This window comes from Mixta theicola (assembly GCF_002895925.1).
Taxonomy (GTDB): Bacteria; Pseudomonadota; Gammaproteobacteria; order Enterobacterales; family Enterobacteriaceae; genus Mixta; species Mixta theicola.
In genome coordinates this window covers 462,161-487,184 of the sequence record NZ_NWUO01000002.1, presented here as the reverse complement: position 1 = coordinate 487,184, position 25,024 = coordinate 462,161, and the positions used below count along the sequence as shown (strand labels likewise).

The following is a 25,024-nucleotide window of genomic DNA, read 5'->3' as shown; positions in this document are numbered from 1 at the left end:
TGGAAACATTAACGGCACAATGTTTGGACCTGAAACTAAGGAGATAGGCTGGCTATCCAGAGCGCAAAAATTTAGTAGCAGCAGATATGAACAATGCTTCAGCGTTGGCCCCAAGGAGCGAGCCTCATGGATGAGGCGAGTATTCGGGCCTGCACTACAATCTGTTCCGGTACTACGATCCGGCAACAGGGCGCTACACGCAGCCGGACCCGATAGGGTTAAAAGGCGGTTTAAACCTATATGCTTATGCGCCTAATCCATTAAGCTGGATCGACCCGTTAGGGCTGAGTAATAAATGTATGGGAGTTAGCTTGTCCGGTCATCATGTACCTTCTGTTCGTAAATCTAAAGGTCGTCCGTTTGCAGTTTCCAGATCTGATAAAACTCGCCCGACTTTATTCCCTAGGGGAAAAAATCCAGAGCATGATCACTGGCGTTTACATGATGCAGAGCGAGATTTTATCGGTCCACGGCAAGGTGATTTTCCTGACTCAGATAAAGAGCTTTTTGATGCATATCGGAAAGCATATTCGGGATTGGATGACATTAAGGTTGATGTTAAATCCCCGAATGGAACTTATAATTTAGGTACCGATGTGACTTCATCTAAGGCAGTCGATTTAATAGAGGTTTGGCTTAAATTACAAGAGTTAATGTAATGAAAAATAGAAATCTTCTTGAAGTTGACAAATATTTATCCGTTCTGACTAACTTTGATTTCCTAAAATCCTTAGATGTTGATGATGCTCTTGATTCGAGGGATGAACCTGGATTTGATGATCAGTGGATGACTGTATTCAAATCACTGGAAAGCAAGACTTTTAAAACAGATGATATTTCTTTTGTTGATATGTTGCGAGAAAAGGCATTTAAACAATCTTTTAAAGTGATTAATAACTCAGAAATATCATCGCGGATATCTGATGATTTCGAGATAATAGCTAAAAGTTTTATCGCTGGGGATGATAATAACTGGGCTATTACATATTTATGGATGTCTTATAAAAATAAAAAATTTCCTGAATAAATTATCATTAAAAATAAAATCCAGTGGGGTGTTCTTGAACCTCCTGGTTTTTATTTGTATTGTATCCTAAATAAATTAGTTTTGCGTGTGGGTCATAAATTTTCGAAAGGGGGAGTTGGCATTGTGTGCAGAAAAAATAAATGCTAGTGCAGGACTGCCATTTGCACATGTGAGAGATGTCCTTGCCCGTGATATTAAAGAGTTGAGAAGGATTCGTCCTGAAATATCTAACAAAAAATTGCAGGTTCTTATTGTTTTAAATAAAATAATGTATCTGAATTAAGATGGGAAGAAATGTATGAATCTTCATAAGCAAGTAGTTAGCGCAATATTCAAAGAGCTCTTTGAAGATAACTCAATGCGTTACAAAAAATTCTTAAAGAAATCAATTAATAATGATGCGGATGTGTATGCTAAAGCAAAAAATGTATTAGCGTAGTTAAGTGATGAAGATAAAGACAATGTTTTAAAATTTATTGATGTTGTCATTGTTGATAGTGCTTCACTAATGTTTGGAACACTTGATGGTACTCATTATTCAGATAATATAGATGGTAGTTTTATAGTTACTTATGAGGATGATGAAATACAAGGTGATCTTCAGGACCTGTTTATAAAGAGGGTCGAAGGTAAAGGAATATATAATTAAAAAAAGGAAGCGATCCACGATCCTTCTGGCTTTATTTTTTAATTGGTGGTTTGTGTCCGTAGATCTTTAATCTGTTATCGGGTCTGCTCAGCATTTCGCTTCTGTTGTACATAGCGGGTTAAATCCTCATTAAGCCGTGTGGTGAGAGGCTCTGGAAGCAGTGGCAGGAAGCTGTCCAGGTTTTTAAGAGCGATGCTGGTTTCGTGAAATCCGCCGCAGCCGGGGCACGCTGATACTGGAGACGCGCTACGATGCGGCGGGCGCAGAGAAGTACCGTCAGCAGCGGTGGGGCTACGATGCCACAGGCCAGGTGACGCGCAGCGCAGGAGCAACGCAGGATGAGCGTTTCAGCTGGGACGCGGCGGGCAACCGTACGGACGCGCCGGGTGAGACGGTGTGGCATAACCTGCTGCAGCGGCTGAATGGCATCCGGCTGGCGTATGACGGCTTTGGCCGTCTGGCAGAGCGGCGCGACACGCGGCGCGGGCTGACGCAGCGTTTCCGTTACGATGAGGAAAACCGGGTCAGCGACGTGACGCTGGAGGGGCACCGGGAATACCGGCGGGCAGAGTACCGCTACGACCTGCTGGGCCGGCGCACGCACAAGCGGCTGTACCGCCACGGCAGCGCGGAGCCGGAGGTGATAACCTTTCAGTGGAACGGACTGCGGCTGGCAGGCGAGGCGAGCAGCCACGCGCCGGGACGCCGGTCACAGTACCTTTACAGCGAAGGCTCATGGGAGCCGCTGGCGCGGGTGGACAGCAGCGCGGCGGGCAGCGAGGTTTACTGGTATCACACCGGGCTGAACGGTCTGCCGTTGCGCATGACGGACGCGCAGGGCGATACGGTTTGGAAAGGGCAGTTCAGCACCTGGGGCGACACGCAGCAGGAGCAGAGCCACACGCCGCTGGCGGTGGCGCAGAATCTGCGTTTTCAGGGGCAGTACCTGGATAGGGAGACGGGCCTGCACTACAATCTGTTCCGGTATTACGACCCGGCAACAGGACGCTACACGCAGCCGGACCCGATCGGTCTGGCGGGCGGGCTGAACACCTATGCGTATGTGGGGGATCCGCTGGTATGGGTGGATCCGTTGGGGTTAACTCCTTGCTCATCTAATAAAGGATTTAACCATAAAGATAGAATTGCCAGTCGTTGGACTGACCGTTTGACGGGGAAAAGGCCTTCGGATGTTAATGATTATTTAATGTCAAAAGGATGGTCGAAAACATATCCTCAGGCTGGCAAGCCAGGCGCTATCCAGCATATCCAATATGTTAAAACAACAAAATCGGGTACTACTTATAAATTAGACTACCATCCAGGCGGTTCTGGTTCTCAGAAGAATATTCATGGAAATGACTACTGGAAACTTTATCGCGATGTTAATGACAAAGATGTCGTTTATGGGCGAATAGGTCACGGTAGATTTGAAAATTATGATCTTATCACAGATTCGCCAGTTTATATTGATGGTGTATTAATGAATGGTGGGCTATAAATGATCAACATTAATGCTGATATAGTTTCTAATAAATCGATTGGGGATATATTTTTAGGCGATAATATTGAAAATTATCTCATTGAAATGCATTCAAATCATGTTGTTAGGTCTTTTGATTATTTTTTGCCTGATAATGAAAAAAGGATGGCGTACGTGGTTGATGAAACAATTACGATAGCTACGTTATCGAACGGTTTAATTACATCTGTTGGGTGTAATGAGAAATATAAAGGATGTTACATGAACTCTTTGTATACTGGAATGAGAATGTCTGATTTAATAAAATCAACTGATAATCAACGCATTTTTAATGGTTCTATTATAATTAATGATGATTTTGGTTTTTCAATTGATCTTCCTGAGCCATATGATGAAATAGCAGATGATATAGATCAAGTTCCTTTAGATCTTATTCTAAAAGTAATGAGAGTTGCTGATTATTCCTCCTGGAAACCTAAAAAATAGATAAAAATCCGGAGGCGGTCCCTATGATACTTCCGGATTTATTTTTAGCCACTGAGCTTAGCCACCACCGCGCCGGACGGCAGCGAGCTGCACCATCTGCGCTACGGCAGCGGACACTTGTTGCAGATGAACCTGCACCATGACGGGCTTAATACGGAGCTGGCGGGCTGGGAGCGCGACAGCCTGCACCGTGAAATCCGCCGCAGCCAGGGGGCGCTGACGCTGGAGACGCGCTACGATGCGGCGGGGCGCATCACGCTGCGCGGCAGCCGTCGCGGGCATACGCTGGTTTTCGAGCGGCGCTGGCGCTGGGACCGTCTCGACCAGATTATTCAGGAGAGCGTAACCGACGGCGACGCGGGCGCAGAGAAGTACCGTCAGCAGCGGTGGGGCTACGATGCCACAGGCCAGGTGACGCGCAGCGCAGGAGCAACGCAGGAAGAGCGTTTTTACCGGGACGCGGGATGGTTACACAGCTAACGCCGCCGATGTCGCTGCAGTCGGCCGATACCCAACGTTTTGACGTAATGGCGCCCTGAATTTTTTGCGATTAACAAGAACGCTGGTTGCCCGGCGGTCTTTTCGTGACATTTCACTCTTCCGGCTGGCGAATATCATCCAGCACCGCCTGTAAAAAATCCGCCAGGGTGTCGCAGGAGATAAAAAGGTTTTGATACTGTTGCCTGTCGCGTGATTCCCATTTGTTGGTTCTTACATCGTATGTATAGGTATCCAGAGAAGAACCACTAATTTCAATACAATAAAAATCGTCTTCAATCATAATGCTGGGAGCTTCCTGAGCGATATTTTTCAGATAGCCATTGAAAGTAAACAGATCATTCTTATAATCGAAGTGGTTCTTTATTCCGTGAATTTTACAACCATCAATATTAATTCCGTCCAGGCGTTCAACGAAATCTTTATACTGCTTCCAAAACAGACGCGGAGCTTTGCCAATTTCACGGCCAAAATCATAATGATAAAGATCATCCGGAAAATTAACTGCCGGAGCTAGCTTTTACTTATTTTCAATAACTATTTCTTTTAATTGATTAATAATGATGTCGTTTATATGCATATTATTCACCGTCAAGGATAAACTACGCCAACAGGTATTACCCATAATATTTCTTTTGTTTCGCCAGACCGCATTTTACGCGTAATATTTTTTTGCGCCGCATTGAAGACGTAGTGTTCATGATCGCGTCGGATAAGCACAAGGTTACTCATATCATTCGTGCCGCTGTCATCCAGTGGTAGCTTATGATGTATTTCCCAATTTTCGCCAGGTCGCACACCTTGAGCCATTTTCGCCAGTTCATCCCGACTAAAACGCCTTTTCGCCTCCGGATGCTCTATCAGCATTCTGTAAAATTTTGGTTTTACGCTCTGGAATTGCCTGCGCAGCAAAGCCAGCTCAGCCCGCTCCCGCCGTACGTATTCCCTCTTTATCACTTCGATATTATGCAATAGCTTAGCTTCACCTCTGGCTTTCCCCAGATAGTGTTTCAGCTCGTCCAGGTTCGCAACACCGTGACGGCCCGCAATGGAAGCCTTTCCCGTTCCCGTGGCCCGTGCGGTGGCAGCTGGTTGGTATAACCGTTATAAGCGCGTCGTTGCATATTGATAAGCTGAAAGCCTGTTGACCAACGGTCATCAAAAACGTATTCACTGTCGATGCGTGACCAGGCGAAAAAGGGACTGATAATTTTCTCATATTTTTCCGGGGCGAGATTGTCGCGCGCCAGGTAATAAAGATCCGTTCCGGGCAGGCTGAAGCTCATGGTCCATATCCTTATGGCGTGGAGACGTGCTCCCTGTTTTATTCAACAGTTCAGGGGAAAGCTATTGATTATTTTTTTAATAAGTTAAGTCTGGGAGGGAAATAATCATTAGATAGAGAGTGGCAGAGCGGAAAGGGTAAATTATGGCCGCGCTATGCCTTAACGGCAGCTAAGTAAAAGCCGCGACATCAAGAGCGCAGGGTATGTTTTCAGTGTCCGAATTGGGTAAAGTCAAGGCCGCCTTCTTTAAAGGCGGCCTTGTGATTAGTGAGCGCGCAGCCCGGCGGCATTCATTAACAGCCGGAACAGGCTGGCCACCACAAACAGCGCCAGCACGCTGCCGCCCCAGATAATCACCATCCACAGCAGCCGCCGCCACAGCGGCTGCTTCACGGTTTTATCCGTCATGCGTTGCATTTCCATTGCTGCCTCCTGTCAATGGTAACCCTGTTCCGGATCGATCTTGCCGCGGAACACATGATAGCTCCAGAAGGTATAAACCAGGATCAGCGGGATAATAAACAGCGCGCCAACCAGCATAAAGCCCTGGCTCTCCGGCGGAGAAGAGGCGGCGCGGAAGGAAATATCCGGCGGGATCAGGTTCGGCCAGATACTGATGCCCAGCCCGCTAAAGCCCAGGAATACCAGCACCAGCGTCAGGATAAAGGGCGAATAGTGCGCATCCGGCAGCCAGGCGTTACGCCACAGCGCCCATGCCACCAGCAGTACCAGAATCGGCACCGGCAGGAAGAAAAACAGGTTCGGCGTGGTAAACCAGCGGTCGGCGATCGACGGATGGATCAGCGGCGTCCAGACGCTAACGATCGCCATCATCACCAGCAGCGCCAGCAGCAGCGGGCGCGCCAGCTTACGCATGGTTTGCAGCAGATGGCCTTCCGTCTTGATAATCAGCCAGCTGGCGCCCAGCAGCGCATAGGCGACCAGCAGCCCCAGTCCGCAAAACAGGCTGAACGGGCTTATCCAGTCGAATACGCTGCCGGTCCATTCCCGTCCCTGCACCGGGAAGCCGTTAAGGAACGCTCCCAGCGCCACGCCCTGCGCAAAGGTGGCGATAAAGGAACCGGCGATAAACGATTTATCCCAGAAGGCGCGATGCGATTCCGTCGCCTTAAAGCGGAACTCAAAGGCGACACCACGGAAAATCAGCCCGATCAGCATAATCGTCAGCGGAACCGCCAGCGCATCCAGAATGACCGAATAGGCGAGCGGGAAAGCGCCAAACAGCCCGGCGCCGCCCATTACCAGCCAGGTTTCGTTGCCGTCCCAGACCGGCGCAACGGTATTCATCATAATGTCGCGGTCTCGACTCTCACGCATCATCGGATAGAGCAGGCCGATGCCAAGGTCAAAGCCGTCCATCACCACATACATCAGGATGCTGAACACAATAATGACGAACCAGATCAGTGGAAGATCGATACCCATTATTTAATTCCTCCCAGATCATCTTTCTTACGCTCATCCAGCGACTCATCGGCGGCAGAGAGCGGACGCGCCGGCGTACGCGGCATACCTGGACCACCGTGCGGCGCATGATCGACGAACGGCTGCGGCCCGCGGCTTACCAGCTTCAGCAGGTAAACCAGACCCACGCCAAACACCGAGGCGTAAACCAGAATAAAGGCCAGCAGACTGATCGACATATGCAGCGTACCGTGATGAGAAACCGCATCGCGGGTACGCAACAGGCCATACACCACCCACGGCTGACGGCCAATTTCGGTGGTAAACCAGCCGGCCAGCAGCGCCACCAGGCCGGATGGCCCCATAATCAGCACAAAACGGTGGAACAGACGCTGATCGTACAGCCGCTTACGCAGACGCAGCACCAGGCTCCAGACGCCCGCCAGAATCATCAGCAGGCCCAGCGCCACCATAATGCGGAACGACCAGAAAATGATGGTGGAGTTAGGACGATTTTCCGGTGGGAAACTTTTCAGCGCCGGGATCTGTTTGGTCAGGCTGTGAGTCAGAATAATGCTGCCCAGCACCGGCACTTCCAGCACATATTTCGTCTTTTCCGCCTGCATATCGGGCAGACCAAACAGGATCAGCGGCGTCGGCTCGCCGGGAGTATTTTCCCAGTGGCCTTCAATCGCGGCGATTTTGGCCGGCTGATGTTCCAGCGTATTCAGGCCGTGCGCATCGCCGATACCGGCCTGGATAGGAGTGACAATCAGCGCCATCCACATTGCCATTGAGAACATCCGCTTGATCGCCGGGCTTTTATTGCCGCGCAGCAGATGCCAGGCACCGGACGCGCCGACAAAAAAGGCGGTCGCCAGGAATGAAGCGGTCGTCATATGTAGCAGGCGATAAGGGAAAGAGGGGTTAAAGATCACTTTTAACCAGTCTGCCGGGATCAGCTGACCGTTAACCACCTCGTAGCCCTGCGGGGTATGCATAAAGCTGTTGGAGGCGAGGATCCAGAAGGTAGACATCAGCGTACCCAATGCCACCATACAGGTAGAGAAGAAGTGCAGCCCCGGCCCCACGCGATTCCAGCCAAACATCATCACGCCGAGGAAGCCCGCTTCAAGGAAGAAGGCGGTAAGCACCTCATAGGTCAGCAGCGGGCCGGTAATACTGCCCGCAAAGGCGGAAAATCCGCTCCAGTTAGTCCCGAACTGATAGGCCATTACCAGGCCGGAGACCACGCCCATACCAAAGTTCACTGCGAAAATTCTCAACCAGAAATGATACAGGTCGCGCCAGGTGTCATTACGGGTTTTCAGCCATAACGCTTCCAGCACCATCAGAAAACTGGCAAGTCCAATGGTAATAGCCGGAAAAAGTATATGGAAAGAGACCGTAAACGCAAATTGTATCCTTGCCAGTTCGAATGCGTCTAAACCGAACATAGCCACCTCGAAATGTTCATTATTAAGCTGCCAAAAGGGGTAAGTCCTTGCCGATAACACAACAAGTGTAGAAGAGGTTTTAGTGAAGCACAGAAATGGTGGCTATAACAGCAACAGAAAATAGGAAATTATATATAACAGTGATCGCTACTGCCGCACTATTTTGATGCGCACCGCCTTTTTATCGTGCCTGTTTTGCCCTGTTTTAACAGCAAATGTTATCCACGATCACAAAAGCGATATTTTATCTTATCCCTGCATAATTCTGCTGTTTGATCTGCCGTTTACGCCGTCGCTTCAGATATTTATTCACTATTTATGCAATTAATATGAATGGGTCTGGCGACTAACTCATTGATTTAAGGTTGTTGAACCTGTTTTATGCAGTTTAAACGCTGGCTGGCACAAAGCATGCAATCTAGAGTAGAGCTGCAATGAATCATTTCATTAACATAATTTAAACTTTTGATTCACCCGCCGGGTGATGCTACGAGGCCGCTATGCAACAGTCAGTTTCTCGTCAGGATTTCGATCGCTGGATGGTTCCCGCTTATTCTCCTGCCAGCTTTGTGCCGGATCGGGCGGAAGGCTCAGTGCTGTGGGATCAAAACGGTAAGGATTATATCGATTTCGCCGGCGGTATCGCCGTTAATGCGCTGGGCCATGCGCATCCTGAACTTCAGCAGGCGCTCACGCAGCAGGCGGCTAAACTCTGGCATACCGGCAACGGCTATACCAACGCGCCGATCCTGCACCTGGCGAAGCAGCTGATTGATGCCACTTTTGCCGAGCGGGTATTTTTCTGTAACTCCGGCGCCGAGGCGAACGAAGCCGCGCTGAAGCTGGCGCGTAAGTATGCTCACGACAATTTCGGGCCGGAGAAAAGCGGCATTATCGCCTTCAATAATGCGTTTCATGGCCGCACGCTGTTTACCGTCTCGGCAGGCGGCCAGCCCGCCTATTCCAAAGATTTCGCGCCGCTGCCGGCCGGTATTGACCATGCGGTATTTAACGATCTTGATTCTGTGGCGCGTCTGATTAATGACCGGACCGCAGCGGTCATCGTCGAGCCGATCCAGGGCGAAGGCGGCGTGCTGCCTGCCGAACCCGCTTTCCTGCGCGGGCTGCGCGAACTGTGCGATCGCCATAACGCGCTGCTGATTTTTGATGAAGTACAGAGCGGCGTTGGCCGTACCGGCTCGCTCTATGCCTATATGCATTACGGCGTGACGCCGGATGTGCTGAGCACTGCCAAGGCGCTGGGCGGCGGTTTCCCGATTGGCGCGATGCTGACCACGGAAAAGCTGGGCGCGGCGCTGAATGTCGGCAGTCACGGCACCACCTACGGCGGTAATCCGCTGGCGGGCGCGGTCGGCGGCAAAGTGATGGAGCTGATTAATCGCCCGGAGGTACTGGAGGGCGTACAGCTGCGTCACCGCTGGTTTACCGATGGTCTCAACGCCATTAATCAGCGGCTGCATCTGTTTAAAGAGATCCGCGGTCTCGGCCTGTTGATTGGCTGCGTATTAAACGAAGATTTCAGCGGCAAGGCGAAACAGTTCAGCCTGGCGGCGGCGCAACAGGGCGTGATGGTGCTGATTGCGGGCGCTAACGTGGTGCGCTTTGCGCCGTCGCTGATTATCAGCGAGCAGGATGTGGAAACGGGCCTGGCCCGCTTTGAGCGCGCCTGCGAGTCGGTCATTAAAGGAGCGTCGTGATGATGTATATTCGCCCCGTAGAGCGTGACGATCTGCCGCAGCTGCTGGCGCTGGCGGGTAAAACCGGCGGCGGCCTGACCTCGCTGCCCGCCGACAGCAAAACGCTGGCGGCGCGCATTGAGCGCTCGATTCAGACCTGGCAGGAGAAGCTGCCGCGCGCCCAGCAGGGCTACGTTTTCGTGCTGGCCGACAGTGAGACGCATCAGGCCTGCGGCATCTGCGCCATTGAGGTGGCGGTAGGGCTGCAGGATCCCTGGTATAACTTCCGCGTCGGCACCCAGGTACACGCCTCGAAAGAGCTGGAGGTTTACAACAACCTCGCCACGCTGTCGCTGTGCAACGATCACACCGGCAGCAGCGAGCTGTGTACGCTGTTTCTTGACCCTGAGCGCCGCGACGGTAAAAACGGCTATCTGCTGTCAAAGTCGCGCTTCTTATTTATCGCCGCTTTCCGTGAGCGCTTTATGGATAAAGTGGTGGCTGAAATGCGCGGCGTCAGCGACGAGCAGGGGCGCTCGCCGTTCTGGGAAAGCGTCGGCAGCCACTTTTTCTCAATGCCGTTTACCCAGGCCGATTTCCTGAGCGGCACCGGGCAGAAAGCTTTTATCGCCGAGCTGATGCCAAAGCATCCTTTGTATGTTCACTATTTATCGGCGCAGGCGCAGGCGGTGATCGGCCAGGTCCATCCGCAAACCGCGCCAGCCCGCGCGGTGCTGGAGGCCGAAGGTTTCCGCTATCAAAACTACGTCGATATTTTTGACGGCGGCCCAACGCTGGAATGCGATATTGAGCGCATCCGGGCGGTGCGCAAGAGCCGTCTGCTGACCGTGGAGGCGATTGCGCCGGAAGCGTGCGCAACCGATGCGCTGCCGCTCTGCCTGGTCAGTAACGATAACTATCACCATTACCGCGTGCTGCTGCTGCCCGCCGATCCGAACCGCGATCGGATACGCGTGCCGGCCGCCGCCGCCGAAATTTTACGCTGTCAGCCCGGCGATACCTTACGGGTAGTGCCGCTTTGTAGCGAGGAGAAAAAAGCATGACGCACTGTATCAATGGAGAATGGCTGAGCGGCCAGGGTGAAAGCCTGAGCAAAAACGATCCGGTCGACGGCGCGCCGCTGTGGCAGGGGAACGCCGCTGATGAACAGCAGGTGGCCGCCGCCTGCGCCGCAGCGCGTGCCGCCTTTCCCGCCTGGGCGCGTCAGCCGTTCGCGGCCCGTCAGGCGATCGTGGAAAACTTCGCCGCGCAGCTGGAACAGCATAAAAACGATCTGAGTGAAACCATCGCCCGCGAAACCGGCAAGCCACGCTGGGAGGCGCTGACCGAGGTGCAGGCGATGATCAATAAAGTCGCCATTTCCATTAAGGCTTACCATGAGCGCACCGGCAGCCATCAGCAGGCGGAGAGCGCGCTGCGCCATCGTCCGCACGGCGTGCTGGCGGTGTTTGGTCCTTATAATTTTCCCGGCCATCTGCCGAACGGGCATATCGTTCCGGCCTTGCTGGCAGGCAACAGCGTGGTGTTTAAACCCAGCGAGCTGACGCCGCTGACCGCTGAAAAGACGATGCGCCTGTGGCTTGAGGCGGGCATCCCGCCGGGCGTGCTGAACTTGGTGCAGGGCGCGCGGGCCGTTGGCCAGGCGCTGGCGCAGCAGCCGCAGATTGACGGCGTGCTGTTTACCGGCAGCGCCAGCACTGGCTATCAGCTGCATCGGCAGTTTGCCGGGCAACCGGAAAAAATGCTGGCGCTGGAGATGGGCGGCAATAATGCCTTGATCGTTGAAGACGTAGCGGATATTGATGCGGCGGTGCATATTGCCGTGCAGTCGGCGTTTATCACCGCCGGACAGCGCTGTACCTGCGCGCGTCGGCTGCTGGTGAAGCGCGGCGCGGAAGGCGATGCGTTTCTGCAGCGGCTGGTGGAAGTGACGCAGCGGCTGCGTATTGGCCGCTGGAACGATGAGCCGCAGCCCTTTATGGGCAGCGTGATCTCGCCGCAGGCCGCTGAGCATATCTATCAGGAGTGGCAAAAGCGCCTTGCGGCAGGCGGCAAAGTGCTGCTGAACATGCGCTGGCCGGCCCGTGACAGCGCGCTGCTGACGCCCGGCATTATCGATCTCACCGGGGTGAATAATGTAGCGGATGAGGAGGTCTTCGGGCCGCTGCTGGCGGTGGTGCGTTACGACAGCTTTGAGCAGGCGATTGCGCTGGCGAACGCTACCCGATACGGCCTGTCGTGCGGGCTTCTCTCGCCGCAGCGGGAAAAATTCGACCAGCTGCTGACTGAAGCGCGCGCGGGCATCGTTAACTGGAACAGGCCGCTGACCGGCGCCGCCAGTACCGCGCCGTTTGGCGGCATCGGCGCCTCTGGCAACCATCGCGCCAGCGCCTGGTACGCCGCCGATTACTGCGCCTGGCCGCTGGCGTCGCTGGAAACGCCCGATCTTACTTTGCCAGCAACGCTGTCGCCGGGCCTCGACTTCAGCCAACCGGAGAGGCGCTAATGAAAGCCAGAGAAGTTAACTTTGATGGTCTGGTGGGTTAACCCATCACTACGCGGGCCTGTCGTTTGGTAATGAAGCCTCGACGCGTCACCAGCATCAGCTCTCTAACCCCAGGCTGGCGGCGCAGCAGGGGCTGCTAAAAATGAAGGCGCTGGCGGATGCTGGTTTCGCGCAGGGCGTGATCCCGCCGCACGAAAGGCCTCATCTGCCCATGCTGCGTCAGCTTGGCTTTAGCGGCAGCGATGCGCAGGTGCTGGCCAAAGCGGCACGTCAGGCGCCGCAGCTGCTCTCTGGCGTGAGTTCCGCCTCGGCGATGTGGGTGGCGAATGCCGCAACGGTTTCGCCTGCTGCCGACAGCGCCGACGGCAAAACCCATTTCACCGTGGCGAACCTGAACAATAAATTTCATCGCGCCATTGAAGCTTCGACCACCGGCGCGCTGCTGCGCGCTATTTTCCGCGACGAGCGCTATTTCGCTCATCATCATGCGCTGCCACAGGTGGCGCTGCTGGGGGATGAAGGCGCCGCTAACCATAATCGCTTTGGCGGCGACTACGGTGAGCCGGGCGTACAGCTGTTTGTCTATGGGCGTGAAGAGGGACATAGCGGACTGGTGCCAGCGCGCTATCCGGCGCGCCAGACGCGCGAAGCCAGCGAGGCGGTGGCCAGGCTGCATCAGCTCGATCCGGCCCGCACGCTGTTTGCGCAGCAGAACCCGGCGGTGATCGACCAGGGCGTTTTTCATAACGATGTGATCGCCGTCAGCAACCAGCAAGTGCTGTTTTGTCATCAGCTGGCGTTTCTGCATCAGGATAAGCTGCTGGCCGACTTAAGCGAAAGGGTATCCGACTTTACGCCGATTATCGTGCCGGACAGTCGCGTGTCGGTGACGGATGCGGTAGCAACGTATCTGTTTAATAGTCAGCTACTGAGCCGCGACGATGGCACTATGCTGCTGGTACTGCCGCAGGAGGCGCGCCAGCATGCTGGCGTCTGGCAATACCTGACTGAGCTGGTGGAGAGCGGCGGGCCGATTCGCGAGCTGAAAGTGTTCGACCTGCGCGAAAGTATGAACAACGGCGGCGGTCCGGCCTGCCTGCGTCTGCGCGTGGCGCTTAACGCTGGCGAACAGCAGGCGGTTAACCCGGCGGTGATGATGAACGAGCGGCTGTTTACTACGCTTAACCAGTGGGTCGAACGTCACTACCGCGATCGGCTTACCCAGGCTGATTTGGCCGATCCGCAGTTACTGATTGAAGGACGCGAAGCACTGGATGAGCTGACGCGTTTGCTAGACTTAGGAAGTGTTTATCCATTCCAGCAGGAATAAAATCCCGGCGACGTGATAATTTCACGTTGCCGGTTTCCCGCGTTACAGGAGTTGTCATGCAGGATTTGTTACAGCAAACGCTTTCCGGCACCGCGCCGATAATGACCAGCGGAACATTACCGCATCTGCGCTGGCATTGGCTGGATGAGGGCATTCTTGAACTGACCCCGCTGACGCCGACTCAGCAGGCCATCGCCGTTTCGGCCGGTATTCACGGCAATGAAACCGCGCCGGTAGAGATGCTGAACTCACTTATTACCCGTCTGCTGCAGGGTGAACAGCCGCTGGCGGTGCGGTTGCTGGTGCTGCTCGGCAATCCGCCCGCTTTGCGTGCCGGAAAGCGCTATCTGCGCTGCGATTTAAACCGGCTGTTCGGCGGGCGCTGGCAGCAGTTTGAAGAGTGTCCTGAGGCGCAGCGCGCCTGGCGGCTGGAGCAGGCGCTGGAAACCTTCTGGCAGGCCGGATCGCATCAGGAAACGCGCTGGCATCTCGACCTGCATACCGCGATTCGCGGCTCTTACCATACGCGTTTCGGCGTGATGCCGTTCAGCCCGCGTCCCTGGCCTGAGGAGTTTATGCACTGGCTGGCGGCGGCGGGGCTGGAGGCGCTGGTGTTTCATCGTGCGCCGGGCGGTACCTTTACCCATTACAGTAGTGAACATTTCCAGGCCGCCAGCTGTACGCTGGAGCTCGGTAAGGCCTTGCCGTTCGGCCACAACGATCTTGCGCAGTTTCAGGCGGCGCAGCAGGCGCTGGCGGCGCTGATCTCCGGCGAACCGCTGCCGCCGCTGACCGCCGCGCCGCGCCGCTACCGGGTCACGCAGCAGATTACGCGCAACAGCGAACATTTCCAGCTGCACATGAGCCCGGAGACGCTGAACTTTACCGCTTTTCCGCAGGGCATGCTGCTGGCGGAGGATGGAGAAACGCACTATTTCGTGCAGCAGGCGCGTGAGTACGTGCTGTTTCCCAATCCCAATGTCGCTCCTGGCCTGCGCGCCGGTTTAATGCTGGTGGAAGAGAATGCGCATAACGGCGACGCGGCGGGGCAGCTGAAATAATAAAGCGGCCTGGCCTGGCTGGGCCAGCTACAGTGCTACGCCTGCGCGCGTAGCCTTGTTACGCTCTGCTGACCGCCTTGTCCTGCCTAAGCGGCAGCGCATAAAAACGGCGGGAAGAGAATTTTTCCGGAGGCGTTAACTTTTTCTTTCTTCTATCCTGTCCTCAGGGTTACACTTCTCCACGATTTCCGCTATTTTCCGTATACAGTCATATTCTTTTGCAATTCCTCACCCTAATCTTCTTATTCTCTCCAGGATTGCTGCGTTTTTATCTTCTATGCTTTCAGGGCTTTACTCAGACTCTGAGTACTTGACGTTTGGTGTCGTAGACTTATTTCCGTAGCAGCGACATCAGCTGTCGTCATAAAACTGATAAGTAAGGACAATACAATGCGTAAACTCACCTCTCTTTTTGTAGCATCCGCTCTGGCTTTCGGTGCGGCGAGCATCGCCCATGCAGCAGATTCCCTGACCCCGCCGCCAGCAGGCAGCGAAAAAGCAATGCATCATAAAGGTCCGATGGGACATGGCCCGATGGGGATGTTTAAAAACCTGAACCTGACGGATGCGCAGAAACAGCAGATGCGCGACATCATGAAAGATGCCCGCAAAGATATGAAACGTCCGTCACTGGAAGAACGCCGCGCTAATCACGCAATCGTCGCTGCCGACAGCTTCGACCGCAGCAAAGCGGAAGCGCAGGCTGAGAAGATGACCGCCAACGCCAAAGAAAACGCCGTGGCGATGATGGAAACGCAGAACAAACTGTATAACGTGCTGACGCCGGAACAGAAGAAGCAGTACAACGCTAACTTTGAGAAACGTCTGACTGAAAAACCGATGCACAACGGTAAGATGACTCCACCGCCAGCTGACGAATAATCGTCGCGCGGAATAATTCCTGAGACCGCCGACGTTGTCCATGGCCCTTCGCCGTGGGCAGCGTCGGCGGTTTTTTTATCAGAACGTTCCGGTGCCGCCGTCAGAACACCAGACCTGACCGGAGGTGAAGCTGCTTTCCGCTGAGGCCAGCGTCACGTAGAGCGGGGCGATCTCGACCGGCTGTCCTGGCCGACCAAACGGCGCTTCTTCGCCAAACTTCATCACTTTTTCCATCGGCTGACCGCCGCTGGACTGTAACGGCGTCCAGTAGGGCCCCGGCGCAACGGCATTTACCCGAATCCCTTTCTCCGCCACCTGTTTTGCCAGCCCTTTAGTAAAGGCGATAATCGCCGCCTTGGTTTGCGCATAGTCGAGCAGGATGGCGCTGGGTTTACCCGCCTGTACCGAAGAGGTGTTCACAATCGCCGCACCGGGTTGCAGATGCGCCATTGCCGCTTTGGTGATCCAGAACATCGCGTACACGTTGGTTTTGAAGGTCTTATCGAACGACTCGGTAGTGAGATCGGTAATCGATTCCACATACTGCTGGCGACCGGCGTTGTTGACCAGAATATCCAGCCCGCCAAGCTGCGTGGCCGCATCGTTAACCAGCTTCTGGCAAAAAGCCTCATCGGTAATGTCGCCTGGGATCGCGACCGCCTTACGGCCTGCCGCCTTAATCAACGCGATTACTTCTTTAGCGTCCGACTCTTCTTCCGGCAGATAGTTAATCGCTACGTCGGCGCCTTCACGCGCGTAGGCAATAGCCACGGCGCGGCCAATGCCGGAATCACCGCCGGTGATCAGCGCCTTGCGGCCGGTAAGACGGCCGCTGCCACGGTAGCTTTCTTCACCATGATCGGGACGCGGCACCATTTTACTGGCCAGGCCCGGCGGATCCTGCGGCTGACGTTCAAAGGGCGGTTTGGGAAAGGCCCCCAGCGGATTTTTGCCGGTCAGAGGCGGGGCGCCGTCTGACGTCGCGCTGCCGCTTTCCGCTGCGCTGGCGCTGCTTGCCATAGCCATACCGGTAACCGCCATGCTGCCCATCAGGCCGCCAACCACCTGGCGACGAGAAAACTTACTGTGATCGTGTTGAGACATGCGTTCTCCTTTTCATCAGTAAAGTGCCCAACAAACGGCGACACAACTGATTAAAAGGTAGACGCAAATCACAGCTCACGCGAAGCGTCGCGCCGATTAGAGCGGGATAATCGGATATTTGCCGCTCAGCATCGGACGGCAAAGATATTTATAGCCGTCATTATCAAAACCCTCCGGCGGACTGGTCAGATTTTTCGCCTCGTCGAGATGCGTGACGGAGCCGAGGTAAAACCAGTTATGAATAATATGCAGCTGGGTTTCCTGCGGCCCTTCCTCCACCAGCGCCACGGCGCCCGGCCACGGCCAGCACACCACGCGCACTTTCTCCAGCGCGGCCAGCAGGCGCTGATGGTGATCGCTAACCGGCTCTTTGCCGCAGCAGGCACCGGCACAGCGTTTCAGGCTGGCGCGGAAGCAGGCGCGGTTTTTACCGTGGCTTTCCAGCCCCAGCAGACCGTAGCAGAGCTGGTGTTCATCGGCGATGGTTTTGAGCGTTTCCAGCGCAGAGCGGCGGCTGGAATAGAGCCCGAACAGATTAGGCGAGGCGGAGAAATCGAGATCGCGCGCATAGACGATATTGGGTTGAGCAACGCCGTCCCACTGTAGCGAGCAGAGCTGCCGGTTGCGCCGCAGCCGTTTGTTGAACAACGGCTGCTGATTTTTGATCATCCGTGCTTCCAGCAGCAGCGCGCCCAGCTCGCCGGCGGTAGTGATCCAGCTGAGGCGGCGCGTCAGACGCAGCATTTTCGCCTCTTCCGGCGTACGGAAATGCGACATCACCCGCGTGCGCAGGCTGATGCTTTTGCCGATATACAGCGGCATGACGTCGCTGTCGCCGTGAAAGGTATACACGCCGGGCAGATTGGGAATATCGGCCAGGAACGAACGAAGATGATCGGGATATTCATAAATAGCCGCCGCTTCAAATTCAAGGCGGTGGCTGGCAGCACGTCTTACCACAGGTGACTCCGTTTACTGGTTGCATATCCAGTCTATCAGCCGGAGTGGAGCTTGAACAGTGCAAAAAAACGGCGCGTTGCCGGTTTTATCAGCGCCGTTTAAGGCAGCCAGACGGGTTTGTCTGGGTACAAAGGAGAAAACGGGGGATGTTTAACGGGCGGCCTGATTTTACGAAAAATCTGAATGAAGACGGAAGGGCGTTAAGCCGGAAGGTTGCGCATAAGCGAGCAGGCCGCACGCGTCAGCCTGCTCGTTGAACCGTTATTTTTTCCAGTAATCGTCAAAAACGGTGAGCGGCAGACGGCGCTTATGCTCGGTTTTTTGATACCAGACTTCAATGATTTTGGCGGCGGATTCATCGATCTGCTGGCCTTCAAGGTAGGCATCGATCTGACCATAGCTAACGCCCAGCGCCACTTCATCCTGCAGGCCCGGACGATCATCTTCCAGATCCGCCGTCGGGTGCTTCAGATAGAGGTGCTGCGGGCAGCCTAACTCTTTCAGCAGCATTTTTCCCTGGCCTTTGGTCAGGCGGTGCAGCGGATTAATGTCGGTGCCGCCGTCGCCATATTTCGTGAAAAAGCCGGTAACCGCTTCAGCTGCATGGTCGGTGCCAACCACCAGGCCTTTGGTCATGCTGGCGATGCTGTACTGCGCCTTCATGCGTTCGCGCGCTTTTTCATTGCCGCGCACAAAGTCGCTAAGCTCAATGCCCGCATCCTTCAGCGCGCGCTCGCTGGCCAGCACCGCTTCTTTAATATTCACCACCAGCGTGCGATCGGGCTGAATAAAATTGAGCGCATCCTGACAATCTTTTTCATCCGTCTGCACGCCATACGGCAAACGCACGGCAATAAACTGATAAGCGTTATCGCCGGTCTCTGCGCGCAGTTCGCTTATGGCCTGCTGGCTCAGTTTGCCGCAGAGGGTAGAGTCCTGACCGCCGCTGATGCCCAGCACCAGGGTTTTTAAAAAGGGATAGGCTTTCAGATAGGATTTCAGAAACTCAACGCTGGTACGAATTTCTTGTTTGGCATCGATTGTCGGCTTGACGTCCAGCGCCTTAATTATTTCCTGCTGCAGTGACATAAACCACTCCTTAAATCAGTAGCCTGTTGGCTCGTTACGAATGCGTATCTTGTTAAAGCTAACGTGCAACAGACAAAACGACAAGCGGGTTTGCCCCGGGGGAATGTTCAGGCGCGGTTAATTCAGACAATTTGCGCTTTTGTTACGCTGGCACTGCTCGCTGCGCCGCGTTAAACCGGCATTGGCTGTAAGCCGATAAATCCGCGCCATAAATTTGATAAATCAGTGGTTATGTTCCAGGATTACTTCACATGGACAATCAATGAGGAACATACAGATGAAAAAACTCACAGGATTTATCGGTGCTGCTGTGGCTTTAGCGGTGTTATCTGGTTGTACCGCTTACGATCGCGCTGAAAGTTTCGTTACTCAGCCCGTCGTGAAGGATGTGAAAAAAGGAATGACTCGCGATCAGGTTCGTCAGGTTGCTGGCCCGGCGTCCACGGAAGTTACTATGGTACACGCGCGCGGTACCTGCCAGACCTACGTGCTGGGCGAGCGTAACGGCAAGCCGCAGACCTATTTTGTCAGCTATAGCGACACCGGTCGCGTTATGAACTACGGTTTCCAGAGCTGTAAAGAGTACGATACCGATCCGCAGGCCAGTCAGTAAGGCCTGACAAAAATTAACGGAGGCGGCCTTTTCAGGCCGCCTCCGCTGTTTCAGCTCCACGTCTGCGCCTGTTACAGCCCCGGCGGACGCGGCACCTCAAGGTATTCTCCGTCGATGCTACGTTCGTAGTAATGTCCATCCTGCACATAATAGCGTCGCCCGTTGTAATCGAGCGCGCGCATTCTGTTGTCCAGCGTAACGCGTTCTGCAGGCGGCTCTGCCACCACGTAGGTGTCTCCCTGACGTTGGTAATAGTTGCCGTTCAGCAAGTAGTAGGTCAGGCCGCCAATCAGCACGGCTGTGGCCGCCTCCGGCAGAAAGCGGAAGGGCGCCGGGCGTCCCCAGCCGCCACCGCCGCCGTGATGCCAGCCGGGACCGCTGTCGTGATGCCAGCCGGGGCCCGGTCCGCCGCCCGGATGGGCTACAGCAACAACCGGCGCGGTTAGCGTCAGGGCAAGTAGCGATGCGATAACCTTTTTCATGGTGATTCTCCTGCGTTAACTCACAGCAGAATTGACCCGAATGCGGGAAAACACAAGCAGGAAGCGGCCGATTTAGCGCATCGTTACCATGCTTAACGCTTTCTTAACACGGCGGGAAAATCATGGAGAAAAAAGGCGGGCCGTTCGGCCCGTCGCAGACGATATAAGACTCAGGGCACGGGGAACCCAGGCAGAAGAGTAAAGCGGGACGAGCCGTCAGGGATGACGTTTTGTGCGTCTTTACGATCGGCCGGGATTCCCTGAGCAGGCACTTCAGTAGCAAAGTGAAGGCGGGCTAAATAACCCGCCAACAGCATCAGGCCGGTACGCTTAGCGCTTTCTGGCTACGTGACCAGATACGGTGCGCGCCAAGGAAGGCGATAAACTCGCTCATCAGCACCCCTTCCGCTTTCACATCTTCTACCAGCCCTTCTTCAGGCTCATCGTCGCCCAGGCCAAACTGCGCTTTAAAGCGTCGCGCATCGCCGCTCAGGCCGATAACCTTCAGATGCTTATAGGCTTCCAGCAGGTAATAGCGCGCATCGCCGCTTAGCAGCAGTGCATCGATATTGCCGTCCGGTACGATAACCGCATCAATCGTGACCGAAGGCAGGCCGCTAAAGGTGCCGTCAACCGGCAGGCTGGAGCCATCGTCGGCGCGAACCTGTCCCATATGCGGTGCCAGTAGCTTAGCGTGAACGCCATGCGTTTTTAGCTCCTGTAGAATAGCCAGCACGTCGGCGGCTTTCACGCCGTCGCTCAGCAACAGCGCAACCTGACGGCCTTTGATATTGCCGTTCGATATCGCATACAGGCTCAGGCTGGCATCCTTTTTCAGGCCGTTAACATCTTTAGGCGGCGCGGTATGCAGTTTCTCATCCGACAGCGCAATGCCCAGATTTTGCGCCACGCCGTGCGCCAGCGAGACATCAATATGCAGCAGATGATCGACGACGCGCTCGCGAATATAGGCGCGCGCACCTTACTCAGCTCGAAGGAGTAAGCTTCGATAATATGCTGCTGCTCAATGGGCGTCTGGCTTAGCCAGAACAGACGCGGCTGGGAATAATATTCGCCGAACGACGGGCTGCGCTCGCGTACTTTGTGTCCTTCAATGCGCTCCTGATAGCTTTCAAAACCGCCACGATGCGGCTGCGATGGCGTTTCACGCGGCCAGTTATCGTTGATGGAGTTCGGCTCATAGTTCGCTGGATTGGTATCAATATCCATGCGATGCATACCCTGACGCTGGAAGTTATGGTAAGGGCAGACGGGACGGTTAATCGGAATTTCATGAAAGTTGGGGCCGCCAAGCCGGCTGATTTGCGTATCGGTATAGGAAAACAGGCGGCCCTGCAGCAGCGGATCGTTAGTAAAGTCGAGTCCCGGCACAATATGGCCCGGATGGAAGGCCACCTGCTCGGTTTCGGCAAAGAAGTTGTCCGGGTTGCGGTTCAGCACCATCTTACCGATCAGCTCTACCGGAACCAGCTCTTCGGGGATCAGCTTGGTGGCATCCAGCAGATCGAAATCAAACTTAAACTCGTCCGCTTCCGGGATCAGCTGCACGCCCAGCTCATATTCCGGGTAATCGCCGGCTTCAATCGCTTCCCACAAATCACGGCGATGGAAGTCAGGATCGCGGCCGGTCAGCTTTTGCGCCTCGTCCCACAGCAGCGACGCTTTGCCCGCCACCGGCTTCCAGTGAAAGCGTACAAAGGTCGCTTTACCTTCCGCATTAATCATTCGGAACGTATGAATACCAAACCCTTCCATCGTGCGATAGCTGCGGGGGATGCCGCGATCGGACATCGCCCACGTCACGTTATGCAGCGTTTCCGGCTGTAGAGAGACGTAATCCCAGAAAGTGTCGTGCGCGCTTTGTCCCTGCGGGATTTCATTGTGGGGCTCTGGTTTCACCGCATGGACAAAGTCAGGAAATTTATGCGCGTCCTGAATAAAGAAAACCGGCGTATTGTTGCCGACCAGGTCGAATACGCCTTCCTGGGTATAAAATTTGGTGGCGAAGCCGCGAATATCACGCACGGTATCGGCGGAACCGGCGCCGCCCTGAACCGTAGAGAAGCGTACAAACACCGGCGTTACCCGATCGGGATCGCGCAGGAAATCCGCTTTGGTGACCTCGCTTAACGAACGATAGGGCTGGAAATAGCCGTGCGCCGCCGAGCCGCGCGCATGCACGATACGTTCAGGTATGCGCTCATGGTCAAAATGCGTGATTTTTTCACGCATGATGAAATCTTCCAGCAGCGTTGGACCACGCGTACCCGCCTTCAGTGAGTTTTGGTCGTTGGCGATGCGCGTTCCCTGATTGGTGGTCAGCGGGAAGTTTTCGCCGCCCTTACGATGCGCGTCCAGCTGATCGAGTTTGGCGTTACGCGTCGTGGGCGATTTCAGGCTGCCCGGCGCGGTGGGCTGTTTACCTGGCGGTGTCGGTTCGGCTGAGGGCTGATGCGATCCATCCGCCGGCGCTAACGAGTCCAGACCTGGCCTGGCGGATTCGGGACCTGTAGCCGGGGCGCTATGGCTCAGCTCTTTATTATCAGTTTCTTTCGACATTAGCATTGCTCCTGTTGGTGTCGTTCAAGGCTCCATTAACTATAGAACAACACGTTAGGCACGCCTGGATTTTCCGGGGTTTTGTGTTATGGCGCGTTGAGAAAGTCGAAGAGAAAGAGGCGGTAAGGAAGCCGGGGCGGGAAAAAATAAGGGCCGGATTATCCGGCCCTTATTCGGTTGACCGACCTGAAGCGCAGCAGGCTCAGGCCGACTATCAGAACGCCCTCGCGTTAGCGATGCGCCAGTTCGCTATGCTCGTCGCTATTGAGCAGCTTTTTATCCGTCTGTCCCAGCCAGTGGCTGGTGAGGGAACCGGCCGTCATCGCGCCATTGACGTTAAGCGCGGTGCGGCCCATATCGATCAGCGGCTCGATAGAGATGAGCAGGGCAACCAGCGTGACCGGGAGTCCCATCGCCGGCAGCACTATCAGCGCGGCAAAAGTTGCGCCGCCGCCGACGCCCGCCACACCGGCTGAGCTCAGGGTAACGATGCCAACCAGCGTAGCAATCCATACCGGATCCAGCGGGTTAATGCCCATCGTCGGCGCAACCATCACCGCCAGCATGGTCGGATAAAGACCGGCGCAGCCGTTCTGACCGATAGTGGCGCCGAATGAGGCAGAGAAGCTGGCGATAGATTCTGGTACGCCGAGACGCTGGGTCTGCGCTTCCACATTGAGCGGAATACTGGCGGCGCTGGAACGGCTGGTAAAGGCAAAGGTAATCACCGGCCAGACCTTACGGAAAAAGCGCAGCGGATTAATGCCGTTGACCGAGAGCAGCAGGGCATGGACGCCAAACATTATCGCCAGGCCCAGATAAGAGGCCACCACAAAGCCGCCGAGCTTGATAATATCCTGCAGGTTAGAGCTGGCGACCACTTTGGTCATCAGCGCCAGCACGCCATACGGCGTTAGCTTCATAATCAGGCGTACCAGCTTCATAACCCACAGCTGTAAAACATCGATCGCTTGCAGAACGCGCTCGCCTTTCTCGCGGTCATCCTTCAGCAGCTGCAGCGCGGCAACGCCAAGGAAAGCGGCGAAAATAACCACGCTGATAATGGAGGTAGGGTTAGCGCCGGCCAGATCGGCAAACGGATTTTTGGGAATAAAGGAGAGCAGCATCTGTGGCGCGCTGAGATCGGCCACTTTACCCGCATAGTTAGACTGGATCGCCGACAGACGGGCGGTTTCCTGCGCGCCCTGCACCAGCCCTTCGGCGCTCAGGCCAAACAGGGTAGTAACAAATACCCCGACCAGCGCGGCGATAGCGGTGGTAAACAGCAATACGCCAATGGTCAGCAGGCTGATTTTCCCCAGCGAGGAGGCGTTATGCAAACGTGCCACGGCGCTGAGAATGGACACGAATACCAGCGGCATCACGATCATTTGCAGCAGCTGGACGTAACCGTTGCCCACCACGTTAAACCAGCTAATCGACTCTTTCAGTACCGCTGCGTTTTCACCGTAGATTATCTGCAGCGCCAGGCCAAACAGCACGCCGATGATCAAACCAACCAGTACCTTTTTCGACAGGCTCCAGCCCTGGCGGCCAAGCCGGGATAACACCACCAGCAGGACGATAAACGTCAAAATATTCACAATAAGTGGAACGGTCATTTTTTTTCTCCATGAGATTACCCCACAGTCGCGTTAACGCGCAGCCTGTGGGGCAGGAAGAAGTGTTTTTATTGGCGCAGTGTTACGCAATGGGCGGCATGGTATCAGGTCAGAACCTGACGTTATTAGATCCGAATGGAATGGGTTATAACTTTTTGTTTGGTTGCGTATACAAACCCGGCAGGCGGTTAGTTAAGCAGCCGATCGATGCCCATCTGAACATTATTCATGACGCGGGCAGGCCAGCCGTCAGCGCCAAAATGCGGCATTCCGGGCGGAAACCACAGCGCGCCGGCGACAAGGGCCAGACAGAACAGGCGCTCCAGCTGATTGCCTGATTTGGTATTCAGGATGGGGAAACGAAAGCGCCAGCGGCACGGCCACAGCAGCGGCACGCCAGCCGGCGTGAGCATATCCGCAGCAATATGGCTGAGATAACCCAATACCATGCCGTGCATGGCATCGCCGGGCAGCGGCGAGCCGTGCGGCAGGTTAAACTGCAGCAGCGTCACGCCGCCCAGCACCGCCAGCAAACTGTGGGTAAAGCCGCGATGACCGAACGCCCGGGCGACAGGCTGTGAAATCCAGCGAAAACGCTGGCCAAGCGTTGAGCGTGGATGATCAATATCAGGCAGCAGGCAGGTCAACAGAACCGCCGGAATAATATGCCACCAGTCGCCGTTAGCCAGCTCTGGCGTTAGCTCAGCGCGCTTCGCAAAAATAGCGCTGGCGATGGCAAAAATAACGTGGCCTTCGGCCGTCATGA

22 protein-coding genes and 4 pseudogenes are annotated in these 25,024 nt (G+C 54.9%); 13 read left to right on the top strand and 13 right to left on the bottom strand.

The features are described from left to right. Window positions 1–143: 143 nt before the first annotated feature. From COO59_RS21440 to COO59_RS04805, 6 genes and pseudogenes are all read left to right on the top strand, one after another. Window positions 144–290 (top strand): annotated as a pseudogene (locus COO59_RS21440) (RHS repeat-associated core domain-containing protein); the annotation flags it as partial. A 21-nt stretch (window positions 291–311) separates the two neighbouring features. Further along, window positions 312–659 carry a hypothetical protein gene (locus COO59_RS04830; RefSeq protein ID WP_240614079.1) on the top strand — a complete coding sequence of 116 codons (348 nt, stop codon included), beginning with the start codon at window positions 312–314 and terminating at the stop codon, window positions 657–659. Next, window positions 659–1,027: a hypothetical protein gene (locus COO59_RS04825; protein ID WP_103058688.1), complete on the top strand. Its 369-nt coding sequence runs from the start codon at window positions 659–661 to the stop codon at window positions 1,025–1,027. The genes COO59_RS04830 and COO59_RS04825 overlap by 1 nt, the downstream gene beginning before the upstream one ends. 959 nt (window positions 1,028–1,986) lie before the next feature. Next, on the top strand, window positions 1,987–3,177 hold the full coding sequence (locus COO59_RS04815; protein ID WP_420845705.1) for an RHS repeat-associated core domain-containing protein: 1,191 nt from the start codon (window positions 1,987–1,989) through the stop codon (window positions 3,175–3,177). Continuing rightward, complete coding sequence (locus COO59_RS04810) at window positions 3,178–3,645, top strand: hypothetical protein (protein ID WP_103058686.1); 468 nt, start codon at window positions 3,178–3,180, stop codon at window positions 3,643–3,645. A 117-nt stretch (window positions 3,646–3,762) separates the two neighbouring features. Further along, window positions 3,763–4,125 (top strand): hypothetical protein, encoded by a 363-nt coding sequence (locus COO59_RS04805; RefSeq protein WP_133158588.1) that lies wholly within the window; start codon window positions 3,763–3,765, stop codon window positions 4,123–4,125. Between the two features lie 112 nt (window positions 4,126–4,237). Here COO59_RS04805 and COO59_RS04800 read toward each other — a convergent pair. The 6 genes and pseudogenes from COO59_RS04800 to COO59_RS04780 form a co-directional block, all read right to left on the bottom strand. Next, window positions 4,238–4,624 (bottom strand): annotated as a pseudogene (locus tag COO59_RS04800) (YrhA family protein); the annotation flags it as partial. Between the two features lie 110 nt (window positions 4,625–4,734). After that, window positions 4,735–5,115: an HNH endonuclease signature motif containing protein gene (locus COO59_RS21150; protein ID WP_240614078.1), complete on the bottom strand. Its 381-nt coding sequence runs from the start codon at window positions 5,113–5,115 to the stop codon at window positions 4,735–4,737. A 38-nt stretch (window positions 5,116–5,153) separates the two neighbouring features. Then, window positions 5,154–5,429 carry a DUF8093 domain-containing protein gene (locus COO59_RS21145; RefSeq protein WP_240614077.1) on the bottom strand — a complete coding sequence of 92 codons (276 nt, stop codon included), beginning with the start codon at window positions 5,427–5,429 and terminating at the stop codon, window positions 5,154–5,156. 264 nt (window positions 5,430–5,693) lie between these two features. After that, window positions 5,694–5,846 (bottom strand): DUF2474 domain-containing protein, encoded by a 153-nt coding sequence (locus COO59_RS04790; RefSeq protein WP_205960848.1) that lies wholly within the window; start codon window positions 5,844–5,846, stop codon window positions 5,694–5,696. Between the two features lie 18 nt (window positions 5,847–5,864). Further along, the gene (cydB, locus tag COO59_RS04785; RefSeq protein ID WP_103058683.1) at window positions 5,865–6,875 is read right to left on the bottom strand and encodes a cytochrome d ubiquinol oxidase subunit II; all 1,011 of its coding nucleotides are present in this window, start codon (window positions 6,873–6,875) and stop codon (window positions 5,865–5,867) included. After that, a complete protein-coding gene (locus COO59_RS04780; protein WP_103058682.1) occupies window positions 6,875–8,311 on the bottom strand; it encodes a cytochrome ubiquinol oxidase subunit I in 1,437 nt (478 codons plus the stop codon). The genes cydB and COO59_RS04780 overlap by 1 nt, the downstream gene beginning before the upstream one ends. Window positions 8,312–8,811: 500 nt before the next feature. On the opposite strand from COO59_RS04780, the gene COO59_RS04775 reads away from it, so the two are divergent. The 6 genes and pseudogenes from COO59_RS04775 to spy all read left to right on the top strand — a co-directional run bounded on the left by COO59_RS04775 (window position 8,812) and on the right by spy (window position 15,808). Further along, window positions 8,812–10,029, top strand: a complete 1,218-nt coding sequence (locus COO59_RS04775) for an aspartate aminotransferase family protein (protein WP_103058681.1) — start codon at window positions 8,812–8,814, stop codon at window positions 10,027–10,029. Further along, window positions 10,029–11,072: an arginine N-succinyltransferase gene (gene astA / locus COO59_RS04770; RefSeq protein WP_103058680.1), complete on the top strand. Its 1,044-nt coding sequence runs from the start codon at window positions 10,029–10,031 to the stop codon at window positions 11,070–11,072. The genes COO59_RS04775 and astA overlap by 1 nt, the downstream gene beginning before the upstream one ends. Next, window positions 11,069–12,535 carry a succinylglutamate-semialdehyde dehydrogenase gene (astD, locus tag COO59_RS04765; protein ID WP_103058679.1) on the top strand — a complete coding sequence of 489 codons (1,467 nt, stop codon included), beginning with the start codon at window positions 11,069–11,071 and terminating at the stop codon, window positions 12,533–12,535. The genes astA and astD overlap by 4 nt, the downstream gene beginning before the upstream one ends. After that, window positions 12,535–13,865, top strand: a pseudogene (gene astB / locus COO59_RS04760) (N-succinylarginine dihydrolase). Before astD ends, astB begins: the two are co-directional and overlap by 1 nt. Window positions 13,866–13,921: 56 nt before the next feature. After that, entirely contained in the window at window positions 13,922–14,926 is a 1,005-nt protein-coding gene (astE, locus tag COO59_RS04755; RefSeq protein ID WP_103058678.1) for a succinylglutamate desuccinylase, read from the top strand. Window positions 14,927–15,316: 390 nt separating this feature from the next. Next, window positions 15,317–15,808 (top strand): ATP-independent periplasmic protein-refolding chaperone Spy, encoded by a 492-nt coding sequence (gene spy, locus COO59_RS04750; protein WP_103058677.1) that lies wholly within the window; start codon window positions 15,317–15,319, stop codon window positions 15,806–15,808. Between the two features lie 78 nt (window positions 15,809–15,886). On the opposite strand, the gene COO59_RS04745 is transcribed toward spy, so the two are convergent. The 3 genes from COO59_RS04745 to nadE form a co-directional block, all read right to left on the bottom strand. Further along, complete coding sequence (locus tag COO59_RS04745) at window positions 15,887–16,912, bottom strand: SDR family oxidoreductase (protein ID WP_240614076.1); 1,026 nt, start codon at window positions 16,910–16,912, stop codon at window positions 15,887–15,889. A 96-nt stretch (window positions 16,913–17,008) separates the two neighbouring features. Beyond that, window positions 17,009–17,872 (bottom strand): excinuclease Cho, encoded by an 864-nt coding sequence (cho, locus tag COO59_RS04740; protein ID WP_103058676.1) that lies wholly within the window; start codon window positions 17,870–17,872, stop codon window positions 17,009–17,011. A 261-nt stretch (window positions 17,873–18,133) separates the two neighbouring features. After that, window positions 18,134–18,961 (bottom strand): ammonia-dependent NAD(+) synthetase, encoded by an 828-nt coding sequence (gene nadE, locus COO59_RS04735; protein WP_103058675.1) that lies wholly within the window; start codon window positions 18,959–18,961, stop codon window positions 18,134–18,136. 277 nt (window positions 18,962–19,238) lie between these two features. On the opposite strand from nadE, the gene osmE reads away from it, so the two are divergent. Further along, entirely contained in the window at window positions 19,239–19,574 is a 336-nt protein-coding gene (osmE, locus tag COO59_RS04730) for an osmotically-inducible lipoprotein OsmE (protein ID WP_103058674.1), read from the top strand. Window positions 19,575–19,645: 71 nt separating this feature from the next. Here the strand turns inward: osmE and COO59_RS04725 are convergent, their stop codons facing one another. The 4 genes and pseudogenes from COO59_RS04725 to COO59_RS04710 all read right to left on the bottom strand — a co-directional run bounded on the left by COO59_RS04725 (window position 19,646) and on the right by COO59_RS04710 (window position 25,022). Continuing rightward, entirely contained in the window at window positions 19,646–20,056 is a 411-nt protein-coding gene (locus COO59_RS04725; protein WP_103058673.1) for a DUF6515 family protein, read from the bottom strand. A gap of 316 nt (window positions 20,057–20,372) precedes the next feature. Beyond that, window positions 20,373–22,636, bottom strand: a pseudogene (gene katE, locus COO59_RS04720) (catalase HPII). Between the two features lie 230 nt (window positions 22,637–22,866). Beyond that, window positions 22,867–24,258: an L-cystine transporter gene (locus COO59_RS04715; RefSeq protein WP_103058672.1), complete on the bottom strand. Its 1,392-nt coding sequence runs from the start codon at window positions 24,256–24,258 to the stop codon at window positions 22,867–22,869. 188 nt (window positions 24,259–24,446) lie between these two features. Then, window positions 24,447–25,022: a metal-dependent hydrolase gene (locus COO59_RS04710; protein ID WP_103058671.1), complete on the bottom strand. Its 576-nt coding sequence runs from the start codon at window positions 25,020–25,022 to the stop codon at window positions 24,447–24,449. Between the last annotated feature and the right edge of the window lie 2 nt (window positions 25,023–25,024).

Coding starts and splice junctions, on each gene's coding strand:
- COO59_RS04780 (WP_103058682.1), bottom strand. CDS start 8,311: ATGTTCGGTTTAGACGCATTCGAACTGGCAAGGATACAATTTGCGTTT.
- nadE (WP_103058675.1), bottom strand. CDS start 18,961: ATGTCACTGCAGCAGGAAATAATTAAGGCGCTGGACGTCAAGCCGACA.
- cydB (WP_103058683.1), bottom strand. CDS start 6,875: ATGGGTATCGATCTTCCACTGATCTGGTTCGTCATTATTGTGTTCAGC.
- COO59_RS04710 (WP_103058671.1), bottom strand. CDS start 25,022: ATGACGGCCGAAGGCCACGTTATTTTTGCCATCGCCAGCGCTATTTTT.
- osmE (WP_103058674.1), top strand. CDS start 19,239: ATGAAAAAACTCACAGGATTTATCGGTGCTGCTGTGGCTTTAGCGGTG.
- COO59_RS04715 (WP_103058672.1), bottom strand. CDS start 24,258: ATGACCGTTCCACTTATTGTGAATATTTTGACGTTTATCGTCCTGCTG.
- astD (WP_103058679.1), top strand. CDS start 11,069: ATGACGCACTGTATCAATGGAGAATGGCTGAGCGGCCAGGGTGAAAGC.
- COO59_RS04790 (WP_205960848.1), bottom strand. CDS start 5,846: ATGCAACGCATGACGGATAAAACCGTGAAGCAGCCGCTGTGGCGGCGG.
- spy (WP_103058677.1), top strand. CDS start 15,317: ATGCGTAAACTCACCTCTCTTTTTGTAGCATCCGCTCTGGCTTTCGGT.
- COO59_RS04810 (WP_103058686.1), top strand. CDS start 3,178: ATGATCAACATTAATGCTGATATAGTTTCTAATAAATCGATTGGGGAT.
- COO59_RS04825 (WP_103058688.1), top strand. CDS start 659: ATGAAAAATAGAAATCTTCTTGAAGTTGACAAATATTTATCCGTTCTG.
- COO59_RS04745 (WP_240614076.1), bottom strand. CDS start 16,912: ATGTCTCAACACGATCACAGTAAGTTTTCTCGTCGCCAGGTGGTTGGC.
- COO59_RS21145 (WP_240614077.1), bottom strand. CDS start 5,429: ATGAGCTTCAGCCTGCCCGGAACGGATCTTTATTACCTGGCGCGCGAC.
- astA (WP_103058680.1), top strand. CDS start 10,029: ATGATGTATATTCGCCCCGTAGAGCGTGACGATCTGCCGCAGCTGCTG.
- astE (WP_103058678.1), top strand. CDS start 13,922: ATGCAGGATTTGTTACAGCAAACGCTTTCCGGCACCGCGCCGATAATG.
- COO59_RS04725 (WP_103058673.1), bottom strand. CDS start 20,056: ATGAAAAAGGTTATCGCATCGCTACTTGCCCTGACGCTAACCGCGCCG.
- COO59_RS04775 (WP_103058681.1), top strand. CDS start 8,812: ATGCAACAGTCAGTTTCTCGTCAGGATTTCGATCGCTGGATGGTTCCC.